General features: G+C 48.6%; 18 protein-coding genes. All 18 read right to left on the bottom strand.

Going from position 1 to position 19,130, the window contains the following annotated elements; all coding sequences use genetic code 11:
* Window positions 1-15: 15 nt before the first annotated feature.
* The 18 genes from QQ91_RS09245 to QQ91_RS09160 all read right to left on the bottom strand — a co-directional run bounded on the left by QQ91_RS09245 (window position 16) and on the right by QQ91_RS09160 (window position 18,805).
* Window positions 16-2,145 carry a CapA family protein gene (locus QQ91_RS09245; protein ID WP_166281777.1) on the bottom strand — a complete coding sequence of 710 codons (2,130 nt, stop codon included), beginning with the start codon at window positions 2,143-2,145 and terminating at the stop codon, window positions 16-18.
* 178 nt (window positions 2,146-2,323) lie between these two features.
* Entirely contained in the window at window positions 2,324-3,469 is a 1,146-nt protein-coding gene (locus QQ91_RS09240; RefSeq protein ID WP_166281775.1) for a glycosyltransferase, read from the bottom strand.
* A 152-nt stretch (window positions 3,470-3,621) separates the two neighbouring features.
* Window positions 3,622-4,776 carry a non-hydrolyzing UDP-N-acetylglucosamine 2-epimerase gene (gene wecB, locus QQ91_RS09235; protein WP_201277397.1) on the bottom strand — a complete coding sequence of 385 codons (1,155 nt, stop codon included), beginning with the start codon at window positions 4,774-4,776 and terminating at the stop codon, window positions 3,622-3,624.
* Window positions 4,777-4,814: 38 nt separating this feature from the next.
* A complete protein-coding gene (locus QQ91_RS09230) occupies window positions 4,815-5,936 on the bottom strand; it encodes a polysaccharide biosynthesis C-terminal domain-containing protein (RefSeq protein WP_166281773.1) in 1,122 nt (373 codons plus the stop codon).
* Between the two features lie 3 nt (window positions 5,937-5,939).
* Window positions 5,940-7,076 (bottom strand): polysaccharide biosynthesis protein, encoded by a 1,137-nt coding sequence (locus QQ91_RS09225; RefSeq protein ID WP_284707166.1) that lies wholly within the window; start codon window positions 7,074-7,076, stop codon window positions 5,940-5,942.
* Window positions 7,077-7,936: 860 nt separating this feature from the next.
* Window positions 7,937-9,202: an ABC transporter ATP-binding protein gene (locus tag QQ91_RS09220; protein WP_166281771.1), complete on the bottom strand. Its 1,266-nt coding sequence runs from the start codon at window positions 9,200-9,202 to the stop codon at window positions 7,937-7,939.
* A gap of 221 nt (window positions 9,203-9,423) precedes the next feature.
* Entirely contained in the window at window positions 9,424-10,137 is a 714-nt protein-coding gene (locus QQ91_RS09215; protein ID WP_201277396.1) for a PD-(D/E)XK nuclease family protein, read from the bottom strand.
* Between the two features lie 85 nt (window positions 10,138-10,222).
* Complete coding sequence (locus QQ91_RS09210) at window positions 10,223-11,002, bottom strand: ABC transporter permease (RefSeq protein WP_166281769.1); 780 nt, start codon at window positions 11,000-11,002, stop codon at window positions 10,223-10,225.
* Window positions 11,003-11,566: 564 nt separating this feature from the next.
* On the bottom strand, window positions 11,567-12,511 hold the full coding sequence (locus QQ91_RS09205) for a GDP-mannose 4,6-dehydratase (RefSeq protein ID WP_166281767.1): 945 nt from the start codon (window positions 12,509-12,511) through the stop codon (window positions 11,567-11,569).
* A 311-nt stretch (window positions 12,512-12,822) separates the two neighbouring features.
* Window positions 12,823-12,960, bottom strand: a complete 138-nt coding sequence (locus QQ91_RS09200) for a hypothetical protein (RefSeq protein ID WP_166281761.1) — start codon at window positions 12,958-12,960, stop codon at window positions 12,823-12,825.
* A 142-nt stretch (window positions 12,961-13,102) separates the two neighbouring features.
* A complete protein-coding gene (locus QQ91_RS09195) occupies window positions 13,103-13,489 on the bottom strand; it encodes a type II toxin-antitoxin system VapC family toxin (protein ID WP_166281765.1) in 387 nt (128 codons plus the stop codon).
* A 2-nt stretch (window positions 13,490-13,491) separates the two neighbouring features.
* Window positions 13,492-13,806 carry a DUF2281 domain-containing protein gene (locus QQ91_RS09190; protein WP_166281763.1) on the bottom strand — a complete coding sequence of 105 codons (315 nt, stop codon included), beginning with the start codon at window positions 13,804-13,806 and terminating at the stop codon, window positions 13,492-13,494.
* A 204-nt stretch (window positions 13,807-14,010) separates the two neighbouring features.
* Entirely contained in the window at window positions 14,011-14,148 is a 138-nt protein-coding gene (locus tag QQ91_RS09185) for a hypothetical protein (RefSeq protein ID WP_166281761.1), read from the bottom strand.
* Between the two features lie 3 nt (window positions 14,149-14,151).
* The gene (locus tag QQ91_RS09180; protein WP_166281759.1) at window positions 14,152-14,865 is read right to left on the bottom strand and encodes a Uma2 family endonuclease; all 714 of its coding nucleotides are present in this window, start codon (window positions 14,863-14,865) and stop codon (window positions 14,152-14,154) included.
* Between the two features lie 44 nt (window positions 14,866-14,909).
* Window positions 14,910-15,614 carry a Uma2 family endonuclease gene (locus tag QQ91_RS09175; RefSeq protein ID WP_166281757.1) on the bottom strand — a complete coding sequence of 235 codons (705 nt, stop codon included), beginning with the start codon at window positions 15,612-15,614 and terminating at the stop codon, window positions 14,910-14,912.
* Window positions 15,615-15,690: 76 nt separating this feature from the next.
* Complete coding sequence (locus tag QQ91_RS09170) at window positions 15,691-15,828, bottom strand: hypothetical protein (protein WP_250833310.1); 138 nt, start codon at window positions 15,826-15,828, stop codon at window positions 15,691-15,693.
* A 63-nt stretch (window positions 15,829-15,891) separates the two neighbouring features.
* Window positions 15,892-16,335 (bottom strand): hypothetical protein, encoded by a 444-nt coding sequence (locus QQ91_RS09165; protein ID WP_201277393.1) that lies wholly within the window; start codon window positions 16,333-16,335, stop codon window positions 15,892-15,894.
* A gap of 268 nt (window positions 16,336-16,603) precedes the next feature.
* Entirely contained in the window at window positions 16,604-18,805 is a 2,202-nt protein-coding gene (locus QQ91_RS09160) for a GumC family protein (protein ID WP_166281755.1), read from the bottom strand.
* Window positions 18,806-19,130 lie beyond the last annotated feature (325 nt).

The following is a 19,130-nucleotide window of genomic DNA, read 5'->3' as shown; positions in this document are numbered from 1 at the left end:
CGTCATATTATAATCTCAAATCATTTGAACTGCAGGATAAAGATTAAAGCGACTTTGTGTTTTCTCCAGTTCAGGGAGTAGTAGAGGCTTGAAAGTAGTACGATCGAAGTCAAGAAATTTACCCAACTTTTTCTGTCCTTCACCTTTATAACAACCCGCCATGGGCCAGAAGGTCATTTCTCCAGCGTAGATACGGTCACCAGAGCAAAATAAATCTACTCGCACGCATTTGAAACCAGTGCCTAACCGCTCAGCAACGGAAATCATTTGATTCCATACAGCAGGCTTCCTAAAACCCGTTCCCAATTTGAAGCTGGGATATAGCTCTGTTGCTAGGTCATTGCCTTCTGGATCAAGGGTCTGCTCCTTGGTATCAAAGCCTCTATCATAGATGTAGTGGACGAATCGAACAATACCGTCAATGCAGTAAAACTTGTAGTCTGGCGGTGGAGTTAAACTTTCTGGCTCAATAAATTCTTCGACAAAAACTTTTGGCTTTACATAATTATAGGCCCATTCACCATTTGTCCAACCATAGGGCCGCTGAAGTGCTGAATCTATTCTTGATTTAGCTGAATGATAATCGAAGCTTGATTTGTTGCGAACTAAAATTACTGAGCCACTGTCATGATTTGTCTTAATGACAAACGACTGCGGTAATGCATCAAAATCAATCTGCGAAAAACGATCATGAACTTGATAAAGTTTAACTAGGTGTTCTTCTCCGACGCGCTCACGGATATAGTCGCGCACGAGAATTTTGTCAGAGCACCGAACAATTTCGGGGCTTTGATCAAACAATTTCAACCATTGAATTTTATCGTTGAAGTCGCGGCAGTTAATTAAATCTGGAAAATCATGTAGTTTGTCCCAATACAGACGATGAATGATGTCGTAGAGTTCGTAGTGCGCTTGCGTTAGTGGCAAGTGGCGCTTATCATTTAGCCACTTCGTCTTAATTTTAGTCGTCAACCAGGTGCGACTAAGCTTGGATTTTGCTCTTTTTGGGAAACCGCTTACCTTTCGCGCCACTCTTTTAATCGGATTACGCGGGAGCTGCTTTGGTGGTGAAATGATAGATTCATTGCTATACCAGTAAGCAAGAACACCGTTGCGAAGCTGGGTGCGAAATACTGGCTCGCTAGTATTGCGGAGTGCCTCAATATTAGTTTCTGTGTAACGACGCAAGCGAGCATTACAGGCAGCAAGATCAAAGGTCAGATCTTTGACTGAAATTGGGTGTGGAATCCAATCGTCATTAAATCGCATCGGTTGGATCTGTTTTAGGCTCAAGCAACCCTGTCCGCTATCGGCGGTAATTGCAAACTGCACAACCAAAGATTCACGATTTGGTGGATCAAGTTTCAATGGAACAGCAATAATGCGGCCATCATCAAGAACCTGTTGGGCCGATCCAGCCCGAAACAAGTAATTCCCCAGACCATAGAAAATCCACCGTCCTCGATACTGTTCATAACTTTGGATGGTGTGGGAGTGACAGCCTAATACGGCATCTGCCCCACAGTCGATCGCATACCGTGCCAGACGGAGTTGGTCAGGTGCAGGGTCATGCACCCATTCAGGCCCCCAATGAAGATAAACTAAGACCGCATCGCACTGAAGTTTAGCAGTTTTAATGGACTGTTTGAGAGTCTGCATCCCAAGGGGGACAACCCCTGCCATTAGATGAGTAGCTAAATTTTCGCCATTGGTAGTAGGGCAGCAGAGAGAGACAACTCCCAATCGCTTATCTCCAAGGGACAGAAATGCCGGACACATCGCATCAGCGATAGAGTCTCCATAGCCAACAGACTCAATATCCTTACTTGCAAGTAAGGTTTGAGTATCCCTTGCTCCTCGATCACCAAAGTCAGAAATATGGTTATTGCCAAGGACTGCCATTGCCAAACCATCAAGCGTCCAGTGTAGGTGAGGAGAAGCTTTTAGATTTGCCCACTTATAAGGACGACCATTGGCTTGATCAGTAAACGGACATTCAAGGTTGGCAATAATAGGCGTTTTATCGCCAAAAGCACGACGTAGCTCTGACCAGGGATCTAAAGAAGTTTTGAGGAGCCGCTTTTCAATTTCTTCGCCAGATAAGCAGAAATCTCCTGCAATAACAACAGAGTTTAGATTATTCATTACATGAACCGTTCAGTTTGGCGATCAGCATGGGGGCACCTCGAATAATTCAAGCTTATTGAGAATGACCAACGGAAAGTTAGGTGTCCTATTAACTCTAATTTGTCAACAAGGCTATTTTTCGAGGTGCCCATGGGTGAAAAAGGTGAATTTAGACTGGCAACACATTCTCCAAAAATCATCCTTGTTCTGCAATCTTTCGTATGAAAGGCGCATAAGTACGGAAAGGATCATTTTCACCACCAAAACACTCTGCTGTTTTCAGGCTCAATTCGACTCGCCAACCAGGTTTTTGACTACGGTCCAGTAATGCATCTAACTCAGCAATAATCGACTCGTTAATCGGCAGCGAATCGTCTATAAAAAGACCTGCCTGACTTTCTCGGATAAATTTGTTGATGATTGCTGCATTTGCCCCGGTGGTTATAACTGGCAATCCAGCAGCCAGATACTCGCCCAACTTACCAGAAGTCACTACTAGATTCATGGGGTGAATGTGACGTAGAAATATTGCCAAATCGGCAGATGAAAGATAATCTGCTACAACATCTGCCGTAACGTGTTTTATCGTCGAGCGTTGCTCTAAGCCATGCCGAGATATGGCTGCTTTCGCTAGTTGTAAATCATCCAGGCGAACAAGCGCGAGAAACCATACATTAGGAATTTGTTCAGCAAGTCGAGCGATGAATCGGCACATCGCATCCAAACGTTGCCATTTGCATATGACATTTCCTGCGTATACAAGGACAATGCGATCAGAGAGCCCCAACTGGGTGCGTATTTCACTTCTTTTATGCTCGTCAAAATAAATGCGTTTGGGATCAGCAAGTGTAGGCAGTAAGCAAGCCTTTAGTTGATTTTTTAGGCGACTTTCCCATAGCTCTACATGTTCCTGCGACATTAGAACAACACCATCAGCTTGTCGCACATGATTCTGCTGAGAATGGAGAAGATTGTCGTAGACTGGCCTTAACTCCAAAGGTGGTTCAACTGGTGGTCTTGGACTTTCAACATAGGCAGATTGATACACGCACTCAGATGGCATATCCCCCTCGTATTCAAGAACATAACGTATCTTCTTACCCACAATAGGCCATTGTTTCAACCTTATAACTGGACTGGGGTCAGTTCTCAAGACATGAACCAGAACTCCTTTAGTGAAAAATGCTTCATTCAAGAAAAATAGGAGTACCCTTCTATTTAATTTAGACTCACTAGGCACACGCACAATTTTTGTTAACCCAGCTGACACAACCTCCTGGTAACGCTCCTGATGCTCTATATAAAGGGCTTCCGGGACAAACGCTAGCACCCAAGCCGACATACCCTCAGCCCTGAGTGTCTTAACTTTTCGGCAGTGAAAATGATGGTGCGCGAAGAAATAGGGCTGCACCATATGATAAATCCGCCACCCCTGACTCGCATCTCGCTCAGTCGTAGGATTGATTAAGTCCCTGAATCTCCTCATCATTCGTATCATAATTGTGATGAAGCGGGCAAAGCATGTCGATTCCATACTCTGCGATTCACGTAATCGGTGTAGCTAAGAATAATTTTTGCCACCTTCCAAGAGACTTGGGAAACGTCGTAGTCTAAAGGAAGCCTGCATGGACCCACATGCGCAAATTGCGCCCGGGTCAGTTCTACCGCTTCGATAATTCGCCCTGGACGAAGGCCAGTCATGACGATAGCACCTTCATCCATACCCTCTGGGCGTTCGTGTGCCTCACGCACTGTAATGGCAGGGAAACCCAGAATAGAGGACTCTTCAGTAATCGTCCCACTATCGGAGATCGTACAAAAAGCGCTCTTTTGGAGTGCCATATAGTCAAAGAAACCAAGAGGTGGTAGTGCCCGTACAAGTTTATGGAGAGATGTTTCTCTCTGGGCGAGGCGTTTACGCGTGCGTGGATGCACTGAGAAAACTACTGGAAAATTATATTGTTCAGCGAGTGCGTTGATTGCAATTACAATCGCATCCAGGTGAGCAGGATTATCAACGTTTTCCTCACGATGGATGCTAACCGTGAAATAAGCAGCCGGTGTCAGATCAAGCCGTTGGTGTACATCAGATGCAGCAATAGTGGCACTATGATAGTCGATAATTTCTTTCATAGGCGAACCGGTTTTCATGACCAGATCGGTTGGCAGGCCCTCTGCCAAAAGATTGCGACGAGCATGCTCGCTATAGCACAGATTAATATCACTAGTATGATCAACAATCCGGCGGTTAACTTCCTCGGGGACCCGCATATCAAAACACCGGTTGCCTGCCTCCATATGAAAGATGGGTATTTTGCGCCGTTTGGCAGGAATGGCAGCCAGACAGCTGTTGGTATCCCCAAGAATTAACACCGCATCTGGTTGTTCGGCTTCGAGTACTGCATCAGTTCGAATGATCACATTTCCAATTGTTTCAGCAGCATTCTTGCCAGCGGCTTCAAGATAATGCTTTGGCGGTTTTACACCCAGATCTTCGAAAAAAATACCGTTTAACTCCCAGTCATAGTTTTGCCCAGTGTGGACAAGCGTATGGTTAGTGACTTCGTCAAGCACTGGGATGACTCTTGATAATCGAATGATCTCCGGTCGTGTACCAACAACAGTCATTACTTTGATTTTATCAATCATAAATAGAATCTAGAACTTAGGAACCCTGACCGGAAAAGTTAAGGAAGTACGTTTTCAGACCATGTATCAGGGCATAAGGGATCAAAAATCTCATTAGCCCAAAACAAGGTAAGTAGCTCCGTGTTACCAATGTTTTCTATCGAGTGCGTATAGCCAGGCGGAATATCAATAATCTGAATTGCTGTCCCATTAACAGGGTATTCAACAACATCGCCACCAAGCAAAGAACGCAACCGCACTATCGCGTCACCTTTAATCACGCAAAACTTTTCAACCTTCGAGTCGTGATAATGATTACCACGGGTAACACCAGGTCGCGTCGATGAGACAAAAATCTGACCAGATTGCGGAGATTTAATTAGCTCAAACAGCCAGCCACGATTATCAGTTTTGAGCTCGACTGGATATGCGCAATTATTAGCATTGCGGTGAGAGACATACACAGAGTACAGGTACTTTGTCAATAAGTCGCTGAAATCCGGCACTATTCCTTGGAATCGGCTATTTTCAAACCCCATGATTAAGTCATGGAGATTACCAAGACTAATACTGTGTATCTTCTCAACTTCGCAAAAAGCTCGATTGCTTTCATGTCGATCGCGTTCTACAATTTCGAGGAAAGAATTAATAATATCGCCAACATAAACAAAGTGAATAATATTGGCAGGGTTACTAATTGTAACAGGCAAATCATGAGTAATGTTGTGACAAAAAGTGGCCACAACACTGTTATAATTAGGGCGGCTCCACTTGCCAAAGACGTTTGGTAATCGGTAAATATAGACTGGTGATCCTGTATCGCGGTTGTAATTCTGTACTATCCTTTCAGCCTGGTATTTACTGCGACCATAGGGATTGTCTAGCTGAGCTTGTGTTGAGGAACTAAGAACAAGTGGCGTAGGTTTTCCCTTATTGGACAGGCTCTCACACAATCGCTGCGTAAGTTTAACATTTCCTTCAATGAAGTCAGCGTCATCATTAGGGCGATTTACGCCAGCCAAGTGGAAAACCAGATCGGCACTTTCTGTAAACTCATCGAGTTCATCAAGTGTATTGTTGGAGTCGAAAGTCAAAACCTTGACATCGGAACAACGCCGGAGTGCAATATTTAAATTTTGGCCAATAAAACCTTTGGAACCAGTAATGAGAATAACAGGCATAAGTTAAACCGCTTTTTCTAAACCAAGCTCTTTCTGAATATATTCAAGATTAAGCAGTATTTTCTTCAAGTCTTCATCAGTAAGTCGCACAGTATTTTCAGAGGTATAACTCTCAAGAGTGGATAAGTTTTTAACTCCTTTTTCAAAATAAAGAGCGTAGTTTAGATCTCTAGTGTCAGAAGGGATTCGGTAATAATCACCTAAGTCTTCTGAATTGACCATCTCTTCGAGATTCAAAAGAGTTTCGTGTTTTTTCTCTCCGTGGCGCGTACCAATGACATTAATTTCGGTATCCGAGTCGAAGATAAACCTCAACACTCGGGCAAGCTGACCAATTGTAGCAGCAGGTGCCTTTTGTACAAAAGTGTCGCCGCCCTGCCCCTTAGTAAACGCGAATAGAACTAGCTCCACCGCATCTTCTAGAGACATCATGAAGCGTGTCATGTCGGGGTCAGTCACTGTGATTGGCTTACCGCCTTTGATTTGATTGGTAAAAAGTGTTATAACCGACCCCCTTGATGCCATTACATTGCCATAGCGCGTCACGCAAATAGTCGTTTCTTCGGGTGCAAGATTTCGTGACTTGGCCACTGCGACTTTTTCCATGAGTGCCTTAGACATTCCCATTGCATTAATAGGATGAACAGCCTTGTCAGTACTTAGTACAATGACTTTTTTGACCCCATTGTTAATCGCGGCATTCAGTGTATTTTCTGTGCCTAGAACATTGGTATAGACGGCTTCTAGCGGATAAAACTCGCACGAAGGTACTTGTTTTAGGGCTGCCGCACTAAACACATAATCCACGCCACGCATAGCACTATTGATGCTGTTAAAGTCTCGCACATCACCGATATAGAACTTGAGCTTTGAACTACGTAATTCGTGCCGCATATCATCCTGTTTCTTTTCATCACGGCTAAATATACGTATCTCCCGGATATCTGAGTGCATAAACCGACGCACAACCGCATTACCGAAAGAACCAGTTCCGCCAGTTACTAGCAACGTTTTTCCTTTAAAGCCTAGGGTATCAAATTGTTTTTTCATACGGATTTCTAAAGTCAAGACAATGCAAGAGTATAAAGCATTGATAATGAAGGCCATTAATTGAGTCGACACAGGAAATTGGTTGGCCAACTTAGTCTTTCGAGAGAGACTCAATCCGGTTATCTTCCGAGCCAAGAGTTCGCCAATAGGTTTGCTTGTTGATTCAAGGGGATGCAGCGTAAAGCGGGACAGTTTGATCTGGGTCTTGCCAAGTAAAAATGGCTGTAACGCTAACTCTGGCAGACAGAAGCTAAAATCCTTGTGGATTAAGCTGTCCCGCCTTAAGTTGATACCCGAATGAACAACCCCGCCGCAAGCGGACGGGGTATCGAAACGGACTTGCTGGTGGGATAGAAACCCACAGCACAAGGTTTTAAGATTTCGCCGCAGAGCGGCGGGGAATGTACCCCAAGAGATTCAGGGTAATCGCATCTTAACAAATTTGACAAATTCAAAAAGGCGTGAACCAAATAGGGAGAAACACTTTTAGACATTCTATATACTTTGCCCCAAGAGCAATCTTTACAATAGCGATGCCTTAGGTTGAGGATAAAGACTCCATAAGTTTTTACATGTCTATGCCTAAGGATAAAGCTAATCAAAATATTTTTCAGAAAACAGCTTTTCTCAAAGTAAATGACATAACTCATTGCTGGACAGTGGTGAAGTTCTCCATGATCAAGCTGGCAAAATCCTTGAAAACTTTGGTGTGAAAATATTTAAGTACTAAGCACATTAGTGTACCCCAGTTGCTGAAACTCCAGGGCACCTCGAAAAATAGCCTTGTTGACAAATTAGAGTTAATAGGACACCTAACTTTCCGTTGGTCATTCTCAATAAGCTTGAATTATTCGAGGTGCCCTCCAGTAAACTGATTGATGAGTCGAGAACTTACCACTGTCCAGTTTATTGCTCTGCAAGATGAAACGAAGACAAATTTTCTCATTCTTTCACTTAACTATCGCCACCACAGGTCTGACAATCTTTGCGCTACTATAACATTCTCCAGCAACTTGAAAAGGATGAATTCCTTGTTGTCGCAAGATTGTTGAACCATAGTTTGTTGACCCACTAGTGTTTGCATCAACAATAGCAGCCAAAAAACTATACCTCCCAGCATTCAAATCCAAAGTACCCAGTGGAATACTAAGCCTAAACACTCCCTTGGAAAAGACAATATCATCTCCCAGCCCATCCTTAACTGGCAAATAAACAACACCATTATTCGATTCATCCAATATAACCAGAAATATTTTTACATCGCTTTGAGGCGTTTTAACATGAATCTCAAACTCGACGGATAGTTTATCGCCATGACTAAATCTCGCATTTTCCGGGACTGGCAATCCAGAATCTTGCATTAGCTGAAAGTTACTAATAGTAGCTTCGCCAGTACCCGAAGTTTCCTGTTTGATTTCTGTTATTGAGAGATACTTGGTAATACCATCGGCTGGATTAGTCGCGTCCTGAAGAATTTCTCCATTGCTTAATACCATTACACGAGAACAGAACCAGGAAACGTTATACATGCTGTGTGAAACAAAAATTACAGCAGAATGAGGAGCCAGCTCTCGAATACGGCGACCGCACTTAATTTGAAAATTAATATCTCCTACTGCAAGGACTTCATCAAGTAACAAAATATCTGGTTTCAGTAAAACTGCAGCTACCGAAAATCCCAGTCTTACATTCATCCCAGAGCTGTAAGACTGAACTGGTGCATCAATAAATTCCTCTAGTTCGGAAAATTCAACAATTTCTTCAAACTTGGCGTCAATCTCTGCCTTACTCAGTCCCAAAACAGAGCCATTCACATACACATTTTCCCGGCCTGTAAGTGTCGGGTTAAACCCCGCCCCCAACGCAATCAAGCCACCGACCCGACCATTCAGCTCAATTCGCCCCCGGTCCGGCTTAATCAACCCATTCAACATCCGCAGCAGCGTACTCTTGCCCGCCCCATTGCGGCCAATCAGGCCCAAACACTCGCCCCGCCGCAACTCAAAGCTGACATCCTTCACCGCCCAAAACTCATCCGGCCGCAACGCATGGTCCGTCTTCTGCCCGGTGACTTCCGCTGCAATATCTTGCACCCCATACCATAGCGACTTCTTCAGGCTACGACAAAACTTCTTCGAGACATTCTCCACCCTGACCAACACTTCGCGATCGTCCGATGAGGCATGCAGGGTAGAGTTTAGAGAAGTTTGGGTCATAAGACGTTAGAAGGTTTGAAGGTTACGATATAAAGTTAAAAGGTTGCGATGAGGGGTTTTAACTTAGAGTGCAATTTCCGAAAGCATCGCGTCTTGCCGATGTATCCACGATAATCGCTCCCAGCATCAGCGAGGCAACCCAGACTCGTTATAAGATTCTTCGCCCTCCAACCCAAGGAAAGCCAGCTGAATCATATCTCAAAAGACAGGATGCACTTAGGTCAAAGTCCCTCCACCGCATCAGCATAGCTATAGACTTCAATGCCGAGAGCCTTTGCCACGGGTAAAGCACGGCTATCGACCATCGGAGAGATCACGATTTTTCGACTAATCTGCCGTTGTTCATGCTTAGCATAAAAATCTACCTTACGACCAAAGCTATACATCCCCGCCTTGTCCATAGATGACTTGATTTCACAGGCAATGGTTATGCCATTTTTGATGATCAGGTCAAGCTCCACCTGATCAGGACGGCCAAACACTTCCCCATCATTGTCATAGAGCGTCAGATTCAGTACCTCCACCCCAAAGGACTCTGTTAGAATCCCTGCCAAAGCATTACGAAAGCTGGCTTCGGAAGCTAGACCCCAACGGGAGCCCAAGGCCCCAATGGTGCTATCAAAACGCTTATCAAGGCGACGAATTTCAGCCAGCTGCTCATCCCACTTACGGTTCTGCTCATCCCACTTACGGTTCTGCTCATCCCACTTACGGTTCTGCTCATCCCACTTACGGGCTTGTTCCTCCCGATCCCGCTGTAGTTCCGCTAGAATCCGATCAAATTTGCTTTCCGTTTCCGACTTGCTGGCGTAATAGTCGGAAACCGTTCGTAGGATAAAGTCCCTCACCAGGGGCTCTTGGGCGATTAGCCTGGGGAGTTCTTGCTGAATAAGGGTGATTACCTCTGATTGCTCCATCGCTAGGCACCGCTTCATGTCCTGCCATTATAGCTAGAAGACTTCGCCCCAGAATAGGTTGCCAGAAGTCCTCCCAGCTCCCTATTTTTAGCCCGCTAACCCCTTACGAGCTCATCCGCTCCACGATAAACGGCATTGCCAGTCGATACAGCATCCAGCCCAACAGTAACAGCCCCAATGCCAGCCCGCTCGCCCACCAAAAGCCGCTCGCTTCCGTCAACACCCCCGTTGTCGCCAGTTCTCGTGTCGTTACCAGCAACGGCGTCACCGGATTTAGCCGCACCAGCCTACCAAACAAACCGCCCTTAGGTGCCTCGTAGATCACCGGCGTCACCAGTAGCCAAGGGGCCACAATCATCGGCAGCACCTTTTGCACATCCCCATACAATGCCCCCAGTGGCGACAACAGCAAGCCGATGCCAGTACCGAACATTACCAGGTGCACCAGCGCCACCGGCGCCAGCAGCACCGCCCAGGTGACCGGCATCTGAAACCAGATAAACAAGCCCACAATCAAAATCAACTTAATACCAAAGTTAAACGCCACCTCCCCCAGCTTCGCCAGTAGCAGTGCCTCTCGGGGAAAATTAATCTTCGCCAGCATCGGCTTGGCCGCATTCACCGCTGCGATCGGCCCATTCAGCGCCTCCACAAAGGTTTGCCACAGCGCCATGCTAAACATCACATAGGCCGGATAGGGCAACTCCGTCTCACCCAGATTCACCACCCCCGTATTCCGGGCAAACACTAGCCCTACGGCTGTCACAACCGGTGGCACAAAGGCCCAGAAAACCCCCAGTAAAGATTGCCGATATTGGGCGCTGATGTCGCGCACCAGCAACCGCCAGGCCAGTTCCCGCGAGGCCAGCAAATCACGCCCCATCTCCCGCATCATTTGCAGTGGATGACGAATACGGCTTTCAGGGGTATAGACGACTCTTTTATAAGAATCTAACTTCCGATTTGCATGAGGTGAATCAGAATGGTTCATTAGCTTAGGCAGAGTTTGAGAGAACGATTAACCTTGAAATAGAGCATCTTAAAAATAATCCCAACGCGATCGCCCTGCTTAATCTCAAAGGACACCTCCTTCAGCGCCCAAAACTCCTCGGGCGCCTCCTGTGTATTGACCCCTATCCTGAGGCGAATTCATCACATCAAAGGTGTTTTCAGACAGGAGTGCTGGTCGCAACCCTTGCACGGGTTGACTGAGACGTAATAGCAAGATGCGGTGCCAATCAGCACCACCAATTGAGTAGTCTCTTTAGCCCCTGCATACGCCCCCCTGCCCCCCATTTCATCCCGTTTGAGCGGCTGATAGTCAGGCGATCGCCACTTTCCAAGATCGGAATCATGGTCTGACCAGTGGCATGCATCGCAAAATCTCCTAGAACCTCTGAGTGACCTTAGTCTGGTTCAACTTCAGTCCGTCTATCCTACGGATAACTCAGCCTGCTAACATTCCCTGCACCACTTCGTTGAGACCCAACTGAGCCCGCCATCCCAACTTCGCCATCGCCTTATAGGGACGTCCCTTTCCCTCCGCAATCTCCGAAGGCCGATACAGGCTCTCATCCACCACCACATACTCCTGCCAATCCAGCCCCACCTCCGCAAACACCATGTCCACAAAGGTTTCTAAGGAATGAGATTCCCCCGTAGCGATCACATAATCCTCCGGCTTGTCCTGCTGCAGCATTAAATACATCGCTTCCACATACTCCGGCGCCCAACCCCAGTCTCGCTTCACCGCTATATTCCCCAGCCGCAGCATCTCTTGATTCCCCGCCGCAATTCGCTGAGCCGCCGCCACAATCTTTTGGGTCACAAACCGCTGCGGCCGCAGCGGCGACTCATGGTTAAACAAAATGCCCGAGCAAGCAAACAGCCCATAGGCCTCCCGATAGTTGGCCACCTCCCAAAAGGCAGTCGCCTTGGCCACAGCATAGGGGCTCCGGGGCCGAAAGGGCGTATTCTCGTCTGCGCCCTCTTCGCCACTGTTTCCAAAGCATTCACCAGACCCTGCATTGTAAAATCTCATCGGCAGGCCCAAAAAGCGCATTGCCTCCAAAAGGTTCAGCGTCCCCGAGGCAATGCTCTCCAGGGTCTCCACCGGCTGATCAAAGGACAGCCCCACCGAACTTTGCCCCGCCAGGTTGTACACCTCATCCGGACTCGCCGCACTCAGCACCTGCAACACTGACCGAAAATCATTCATCGCCATCGACACCAGCTTCACCTGCGATCGAATCCCCAGCAGGTCCAGCCGAGAAAAGCTGGCCATTTGGGCATCACGAGAGGTGCCCCAAACCTGATAGCCCTTCTCCAGCAACAGTCTGGCCAAATAGGCGCCGTCCTGTCCAGAGATGCCGCAGATCAATGCTGTTTTCATAACCCGTGTTCCTTAAAATGCCGCAGTTAATGTGTAACTGGCCCGTATCTTCGTCCAGAATGCCACAGGGGATATACTTCTCCCCCCAGGCGATCGCGCTTCAGCGGCTGCCCCCCGCGATGCTCTTCGACCAGCCTGCGGCCATCGCCACACCGCCAAAGGGTTCAAGTATTGTCAGACCAACAACGACAACACTCCATCCGCTTCAGCTTCCCAGAGCCCAACTTAATCCAACTCGGTTTGCTCCCGACGCAAAAGCAACACTGAGGACTTTCTGATCAATTGTCGCTGCCCCCGAACTCAAATCTGGGTCAACCCCTAACTGCTGCTCGATCCATCGCCACGATCGCCCCCTGAAGCGCGATCGCCCAAGGCTCAACCCACCGCTCCGGTGCATTGAGTGATGCGATCGCCGCAATCCGACAAAACCTCAGCCTCAGCCACACCATCGCTCATTCTGCCTCAATTGCATCTGGGTCAATCTCCAACATCGCAACCATTCCGCCCATCGTTCAGCTTTTAGCAGCGCTTCATCGGCTCTCGCTGGGCTGCTTCACTCATTGATTCGATCATGCTTTTAATCCCCGATCGTCACCACACTTGTCGAACGGGATATCCACTCAAAACCCGATCAGCACTCACAAACGCCAAATTTTCCATAATCGCCTGAGCAATCATGATCCGATCAAATGGGTCACGATGAACATCCGGCAAACCCTGCAGCGCATAGACATGCGCTGGCTCAATCAACAAAATTGCCAGACCATTATTTGCCTGCTGGTTACTGATTAACTGGGCTAAAGGCTTACCCAATTCCAGCTTGCCATTCTGACACTTAATCTGTATCTCCCAAATACTCGCAACACTCAGGAACAAGGGATTGTCCGAATCCTCTAGCAAATCCAACACCTGCTGGGGCAACTGCTCAGATGAACTGATCCACCAAATCAACGCATGTGTATCAAGCAGTAGCCGCATGCCTAGTCCGACACCGGCACAATCGACTGAGTCGGCTCAGGCGTCATCATCAAAGGATCATTTTCACCCAACCAGAACTCATCCGGCAAAGGGTCATCAAAATCATCACTCATCCAGACAACAGCACCCCGATCCAAATCGCGAATCCGCTTCGGCTTTACCGCCTTAACCAATTGCACTTCGACGACCTGATCCTGCCGCTGCACCAAAAACTCCGCAAAATCAAACACCAGCTGCTGCAACTCCGGCGACAATTGCTCCAGCACTGCCAACAGATCCGGTGAAACCACAGTACTAGGAACCATCGGCGCCGTCATCAGCCTATCCTCAAACTGGACTTCCCCCCATTCTAACTCACCCCCATCGCCTGCCCCTGTCTACCACCTTAGCCCCACTCGACAACACTCCATCCGCTTCAGCTTCCCAGAGCCCAACTTAATCCAACTCGGTTTGCTCCCGACGCAAAAGCAACACTGAGGACTTTCTGATCAATTGTCGCTGCCCCCGAACTCAAATCTGGGTCAACCCCTAACTGCTGCTCGATCCATCGCCACGATCGCCCCCTGAAGCGCGATCGCCCAAGGCTCAACCCACCGCTCCGGTGCATTGAGTGATGCGATCGCCGCAATCCGACAAAACCTCAGCCTCAGCCACACCATCGCTCATTCTGCCTCAACTGCATCCGGGTCAACCCCCAACGATCGTAGCTGTTCTAACAATCGCAACGATCGCGCTCTTTCTGCCGCCAATTGCGATTCCACCTGGTCAGCCCGCGCCGCCTCTTGCTCTGCCCGCGCCGCCTCTTGCTCTGCCCGCGCCGAAAATTCAATCGTGGTTAAAAACCGCCGCCCATCTGGGTAGTACACAGCCAACGTCTCATCCGTCAGCACAAACCGCACTCCCAACCGCGGACTCACCCAATCCGTAATCGCATCAATCCCCACAAGCCGATCCTTCACCCGGCGCAACCCATGCCAATCATTGCGATCGGGGTCATAAAGGTAATATTCCTCCACCCCATAGCATTCATAAAACTGTTGCTTCTTTGCCATCTCCCGTAGCGTATTCCCCGGCGACAGCACCTCAAACACCACCTGCGGCACAATCTGATTTTCCTGCCATTGCCGATAGGAGCCTCGATACCCCTTCGGACGACCAAACACCACCATCACATCCGGCGCGACCCGGATCTCTGGATGCCCTTCCACCGGATACCACAACAAATCCCCCGCCACAAAAACATCCGGCTCAGCCGCAAACAAACACTCCAAATTTTCTTTCAGCAGGACAATCCATTCAAACTGCAGCGTATTATCTGCCATCGGCTGACCATCACTGTCGGGGTATACAATTGGGCGATCAGTAGAAATCGTCATGGCCCTCACCTCAATTGATCGACTTTCCTCATCCTAGCCCACCCCTAAACCCCATCTGGGTCAACCCCCAACGCCCGCAACTGCGCCGCCAAGCGATCAGCTCGCGCCGCTTCCTGCTCAGCCCGCTGTTTTTCCTGCTCAGCCCGCTGTTTTTCCTGCTCAGCCCGCTGCTTTTCTTGTAGCATCTGTTGCGTCAGCTCAACCGTCGTCAGAAATCGCTGGCCATCCGGATAGTAAATCAGCAAATCATCTGGCATCAGCACAAACCGAATTCCTAATCGCGGACTCACCCAATCCGTCATATCATCCAAAACCGTCAGTTTTCCTTCCAAGCGTTGAAATCCACTCAGATCATTCCGATCGGGATCGTAGAGATAGTATTCCTCAACCCCATAACGGTCATAAAATTGCAGCTTTTTCGCCATTTCCGTCAAACGATTACCCGGCGACAACACCTCAAAGACCACCTGTGGCGCAATATCGCTTTCCTCCCACTGCCGATAGGAACCTCTATCTCCCTTTGGCCGACCCAACACCACCATCGCATCCGGCGCGACCCGAATCTCGGGATGGCCTTCCACCGGATACCACAGCAAATCCCCCGCCACAAATACCTGGGGGTCAGCCGCAAACAAACACTCCAAATTTTCCTTCAACAGCACAATCCAGCGAAACTGCTTCGTGTTATCCGCCATCGGCTGTCCATCACTATCCGGATAAATAATTTGGCGATCCGCAGAAATAGTCATCTCACTGACCCCATCGATCGACTCGCGTCACTACTTCTTCAATTTATCTCACCCAAACAGATCACAATTTTTCGACTCATTTCCCGTTCCGCTTGGCATAAAAATCCACCTTCCGACCAAAGCGATACATCCCAGCCTTGTCAATCGAGGACTTAATTTCACAGGCAATAAGGGGAATCACCTCAGATTGCTCCATCGCCGGGCACCGCCTCATAGGCCTCCCCTGATAGCGAGGAGGCCTATAGCGAGAAGGCTTATAGCGAGAAGACTTCCTTCCCTAGCGCCCAAGCACAGCGGCAAAATCTCGTCGCTGGGTTTTGCCCTGGGCGCGGGACTGGCGGCGGGTAAATTCTCCCACCGATGGATTGCCCTCGGGGTGGATAACGCCAGTAGCCTGCTCCCAAAGGGAGCGGGGGGCCGGGCGCAGAAAATATTCCTTGTCCACCTTGCGCACGTGGTACCAGCAGGCTTCTTGGCAGCGATCGCACCAGAACTGCTCCAGCCATTCCCCCTGCAGCAGCACCGTTTGGGAATTGGCCACCAACAGCATGGCGGCGCGTTTGCCCACGCCCCGTTCCCGAAGGTGCGCGGCCTTATCGGTGTAAAGGGAATGCTTCTGACTAACGCTGTCTAGATAGGTTCCGTGGGTCGGACAGAAAATAGCGCGGCGCTTAGAGCGCTTGCGGTTTCGAAGCTTTCTTGGCACAGATCTATCCGACATAACCTCTCCTGAGTCGAGTAGGGGTGAGAGACTGAGATCCAAAAGGACCATCTAAGCCCCGTCACAACATTGAAATTATTGAATTGTGTTTGGAAAGAAAATATCACAAAATCGCCCTAAAGCAATAGATCCAGAAGAACTTTTTTCTTTAAAAAACTTCTGATCAAACAATGTCGGACTCCCAGATCTGCGATGACTAGATCTTCACGGGGTCCTGATTCCTAAGGACTCATCTTTCAAACCCTGAAGTCAATTCACTGAAAATATTCTATTTTCTGACCCAATCCGAAATTCTGTGGGAAAGGGTTGCTTTTCTAGGTCTAAGGGGACTCTGTTCGGATTCAGAATAATAATGATTTCTATAGTAGGAATAGTAGTAATAATAGCTATTGGGCTCGTTGCGTAAAATAACGCTATTGACCATCACTCCTAATAAGTTAACTTGAGCTTGCTGAATGGCCTCAAAGCTGAGTTTGGCAGCCGGTCGATCCAATTTTTCGGGGCGACCCACCAGCAACATCCCGTCGGCCATTTTACCCACGAACAGGGCATCGGCAGCAACGCTCACCGGGGGCAAATCAACGATCACATAGTCAAAGCTCTCCTTGGCCCAATCCAGTAAATGCTGCATGCGGTGGGATTCTAGCAAAGTGACCGGGTTTGGGGGAACCACTCCCGCAGGCAGCAGGGAAATATTTTCGCTCAGCTGAAAGTTGGAACCAAGAAGGGTTGAAAAGGGTCGTTCCAGGTCCGCCAGCAGATTAGAGAGGCCATAGTGATTGGGATGCTCCCAGATTTGATGCTGGGAGGGACGCCGTAAATGGGCATCAATGAGCAGCACCCGATGAGACTCCGCCAGGGCCAGCCCTAAATTGGCCACTGTGGTGGATTTCCCTTCTCCGGTAATGGCACTGGAAACGGCCACTACCTTCAAGGGATGGTCCGATTGCAAAAACTTGAGATTAGCTTGCAGCATCCGATAGGCTTCAGCCACGCTAGATCCGGGTGCGTTGCGCACCGGTAAGAGGTGGCGATCGCCCTCCTCCTTAGATCGGAGCAGTTCTGGAATGGTGCCGAGCACCGGAAGCGGGTAAACAGCTCGCACATCCTCCACGGTCTTAATGCGTCGATCCAGACGCTCCAACAGATAGGCCGTGACGTAGCCCAGCAAGACAGCCGCAATGGCGCCCCGCATCAGCTCCATCGTCCGGTTCGGGAGCACCGGCACCTGTGGGATCTGAGCCGGCTCAATAATTTCCACGTTGGGAAGGGCCTGATTTTCGGTGACCCGGACCTCCTGCAACCGTCCCAGCAAGGTGTCGTAGGTGCGTTCCGCAGCCTGCAGCTCGCGCTGGAGCTCCCGAAACTGGTGCTGAATCCCAGGTAAAGCAGCGACGCGACTGGAAAAGCCCTGCTGCTGCCGAAGCAGGCTACTGCGCTGCTCGACCAAGCCTTTCTGCTGCAGTTCTAGATCAATGAGTTTATTGGCTAAACCCTGACGGGTTTCCCCTAGTTCAGGACCACTCTCCTGATTTTCCAAATCCACCTCTCGAATACCTAGCTGAGCTAACTTTTGGGACAATTCCTGCTTTTTCAGCTCCAAATCCAGCCGGCGAGGGTGAGAGGAAGTTAAATCAGTTCTGGCCAACAGCAGTTCCTGGCGGAGGCGCCGAAATTCAGCAATGGCCTGCTGGGCTTCAGCAGACTGGTTTAAATCCGAAGCAGCTAAACTCTCAGAGACAGAGGCAAGGTCTAGCTGCTGGCGTAAATCGCTAAGCTGCTCCTCCACCCCAGCAATCTCAGCCTGTACCGCAGCTAAGGACTGCTTTGCTGCAAGATCGGATTGCGCAGCGCTCCCCATTTCGTTGTCGAGGAGGAGCAAGCCATTGGCTTCTTGAAACCGACGCAGGGCGTCACTCGCCATAAATACATTGCGCCGCACCTCCGGCAACTGACCCGCAATAAATTCTCCCGCTGCAATGGATCGGGCCCGATTTTCACGAATATTTCGCTGCAAAAACAGCTGCATCAATCGGTTTACCACCTCCTTCGCCAGTTGGGGATCACCGCTGTCAAAGGAAATTCTGACTAAATCCGTACCGCTGTCTGAGTTCACCGACAAACTGGATTTCATAGAGTCTACCGAAGGTAGAACAGGCGCAGAGGTCGCAATCTCCTGGAGAACCTGCTGGAGTATGGGTGTGGACTTCAGGACAGCAAGCTCCGTGGCGATAGCCTTATCACTTTGCCCACCAGAACCAGTCAAGGGTGCTAGACCAATCAAATCTTCAGGCTGGGTTTGGGATTTATAAATGAGCGTTCCAGAGGCGCGAAACACATCTGGCTTGCGGGTGACGCTTAGGGCGCTGAAGGTAAACACAGAGGCCGTAACCACCAGAGCTGGCAACCACCGGCGCCGTAGCAACATCCAATATTTTGAATAGTCGGACGGATGAGCAATTGATTCCATAACCTCAAGCCGCAACCTGGTCACTCGAAAATTTTATTTTTTAGAGAGAATAATTTTGGAACTGGATTGATGAGTATCCTAGCATCTCCTGGAGATATCTGGAATCAGACGAATATTATTTTTTAAAATAATATTCGTCGATCAACTTTCGCCTTGAAAGTTAAGTATAGAAACCTTCCCTCAGCAGGGTCAAGGTTCCAATATATTTACAAGAATCCTGTCTTAATCTGTCTTAACCTCTATCTCTCAAACCTGAAAAGATGTGGTATAAAGTTTGGACATAGAAAAGGCTTTAATAACTTTAAGGAATAGTTATTTTTTTGTG

The organism is Lyngbya confervoides BDU141951 (genome assembly GCF_000817775.3).
Classification (GTDB): Bacteria; Cyanobacteriota; Cyanobacteriia; order Thermosynechococcales; family Thermosynechococcaceae; genus Lyngbya; species Lyngbya confervoides.
Note: the sequence above shows the minus strand (reverse complement) of the source record. Positions and strands in the feature narration are given on the sequence as shown.

Excerpts from the sequence above, each read along its gene's own strand:
- QQ91_RS09245 (WP_166281777.1), bottom strand. The coding sequence starts at position 2,145 with ATGAATAATCTAAACTCTGTTGTTATTGCAGGAGATTTCTGCTTATCT.
- QQ91_RS09240 (WP_166281775.1), bottom strand. The coding sequence starts at position 3,469 with ATGTCGGCTTGGGTGCTAGCGTTTGTCCCGGAAGCCCTTTATATAGAG.
- wecB (WP_201277397.1), bottom strand. The coding sequence starts at position 4,776 with ATGATTGATAAAATCAAAGTAATGACTGTTGTTGGTACACGACCGGAG.
- QQ91_RS09230 (WP_166281773.1), bottom strand. The coding sequence starts at position 5,936 with ATGCCTGTTATTCTCATTACTGGTTCCAAAGGTTTTATTGGCCAAAAT.
- QQ91_RS09220 (WP_166281771.1), bottom strand. The coding sequence starts at position 9,202 with ATGACCCAAACTTCTCTAAACTCTACCCTGCATGCCTCATCGGACGAT.
- QQ91_RS09215 (WP_201277396.1), bottom strand. The coding sequence starts at position 10,137 with ATGAAGCGGTGCCTAGCGATGGAGCAATCAGAGGTAATCACCCTTATT.
- QQ91_RS09210 (WP_166281769.1), bottom strand. The coding sequence starts at position 11,002 with ATGGGGCGTGATTTGCTGGCCTCGCGGGAACTGGCCTGGCGGTTGCTG.
- QQ91_RS09205 (WP_166281767.1), bottom strand. The coding sequence starts at position 12,511 with ATGAAAACAGCATTGATCTGCGGCATCTCTGGACAGGACGGCGCCTAT.
- QQ91_RS09200 (WP_166281761.1), bottom strand. The coding sequence starts at position 12,960 with ATGGTGTGGCTGAGGCTGAGGTTTTGTCGGATTGCGGCGATCGCATCA.
- QQ91_RS09195 (WP_166281765.1), bottom strand. The coding sequence starts at position 13,489 with ATGCGGCTACTGCTTGATACACATGCGTTGATTTGGTGGATCAGTTCA.
- QQ91_RS09190 (WP_166281763.1), bottom strand. The coding sequence starts at position 13,806 with ATGACGGCGCCGATGGTTCCTAGTACTGTGGTTTCACCGGATCTGTTG.
- QQ91_RS09185 (WP_166281761.1), bottom strand. The coding sequence starts at position 14,148 with ATGGTGTGGCTGAGGCTGAGGTTTTGTCGGATTGCGGCGATCGCATCA.
- QQ91_RS09180 (WP_166281759.1), bottom strand. The coding sequence starts at position 14,865 with ATGACGATTTCTACTGATCGCCCAATTGTATACCCCGACAGTGATGGT.
- QQ91_RS09175 (WP_166281757.1), bottom strand. The coding sequence starts at position 15,614 with ATGACTATTTCTGCGGATCGCCAAATTATTTATCCGGATAGTGATGGA.
- QQ91_RS09170 (WP_250833310.1), bottom strand. The coding sequence starts at position 15,828 with ATGAGGCGGTGCCCGGCGATGGAGCAATCTGAGGTGATTCCCCTTATT.
- QQ91_RS09165 (WP_201277393.1), bottom strand. The coding sequence starts at position 16,335 with ATGTCGGATAGATCTGTGCCAAGAAAGCTTCGAAACCGCAAGCGCTCT.
- QQ91_RS09160 (WP_166281755.1), bottom strand. The coding sequence starts at position 18,805 with ATGGAATCAATTGCTCATCCGTCCGACTATTCAAAATATTGGATGTTG.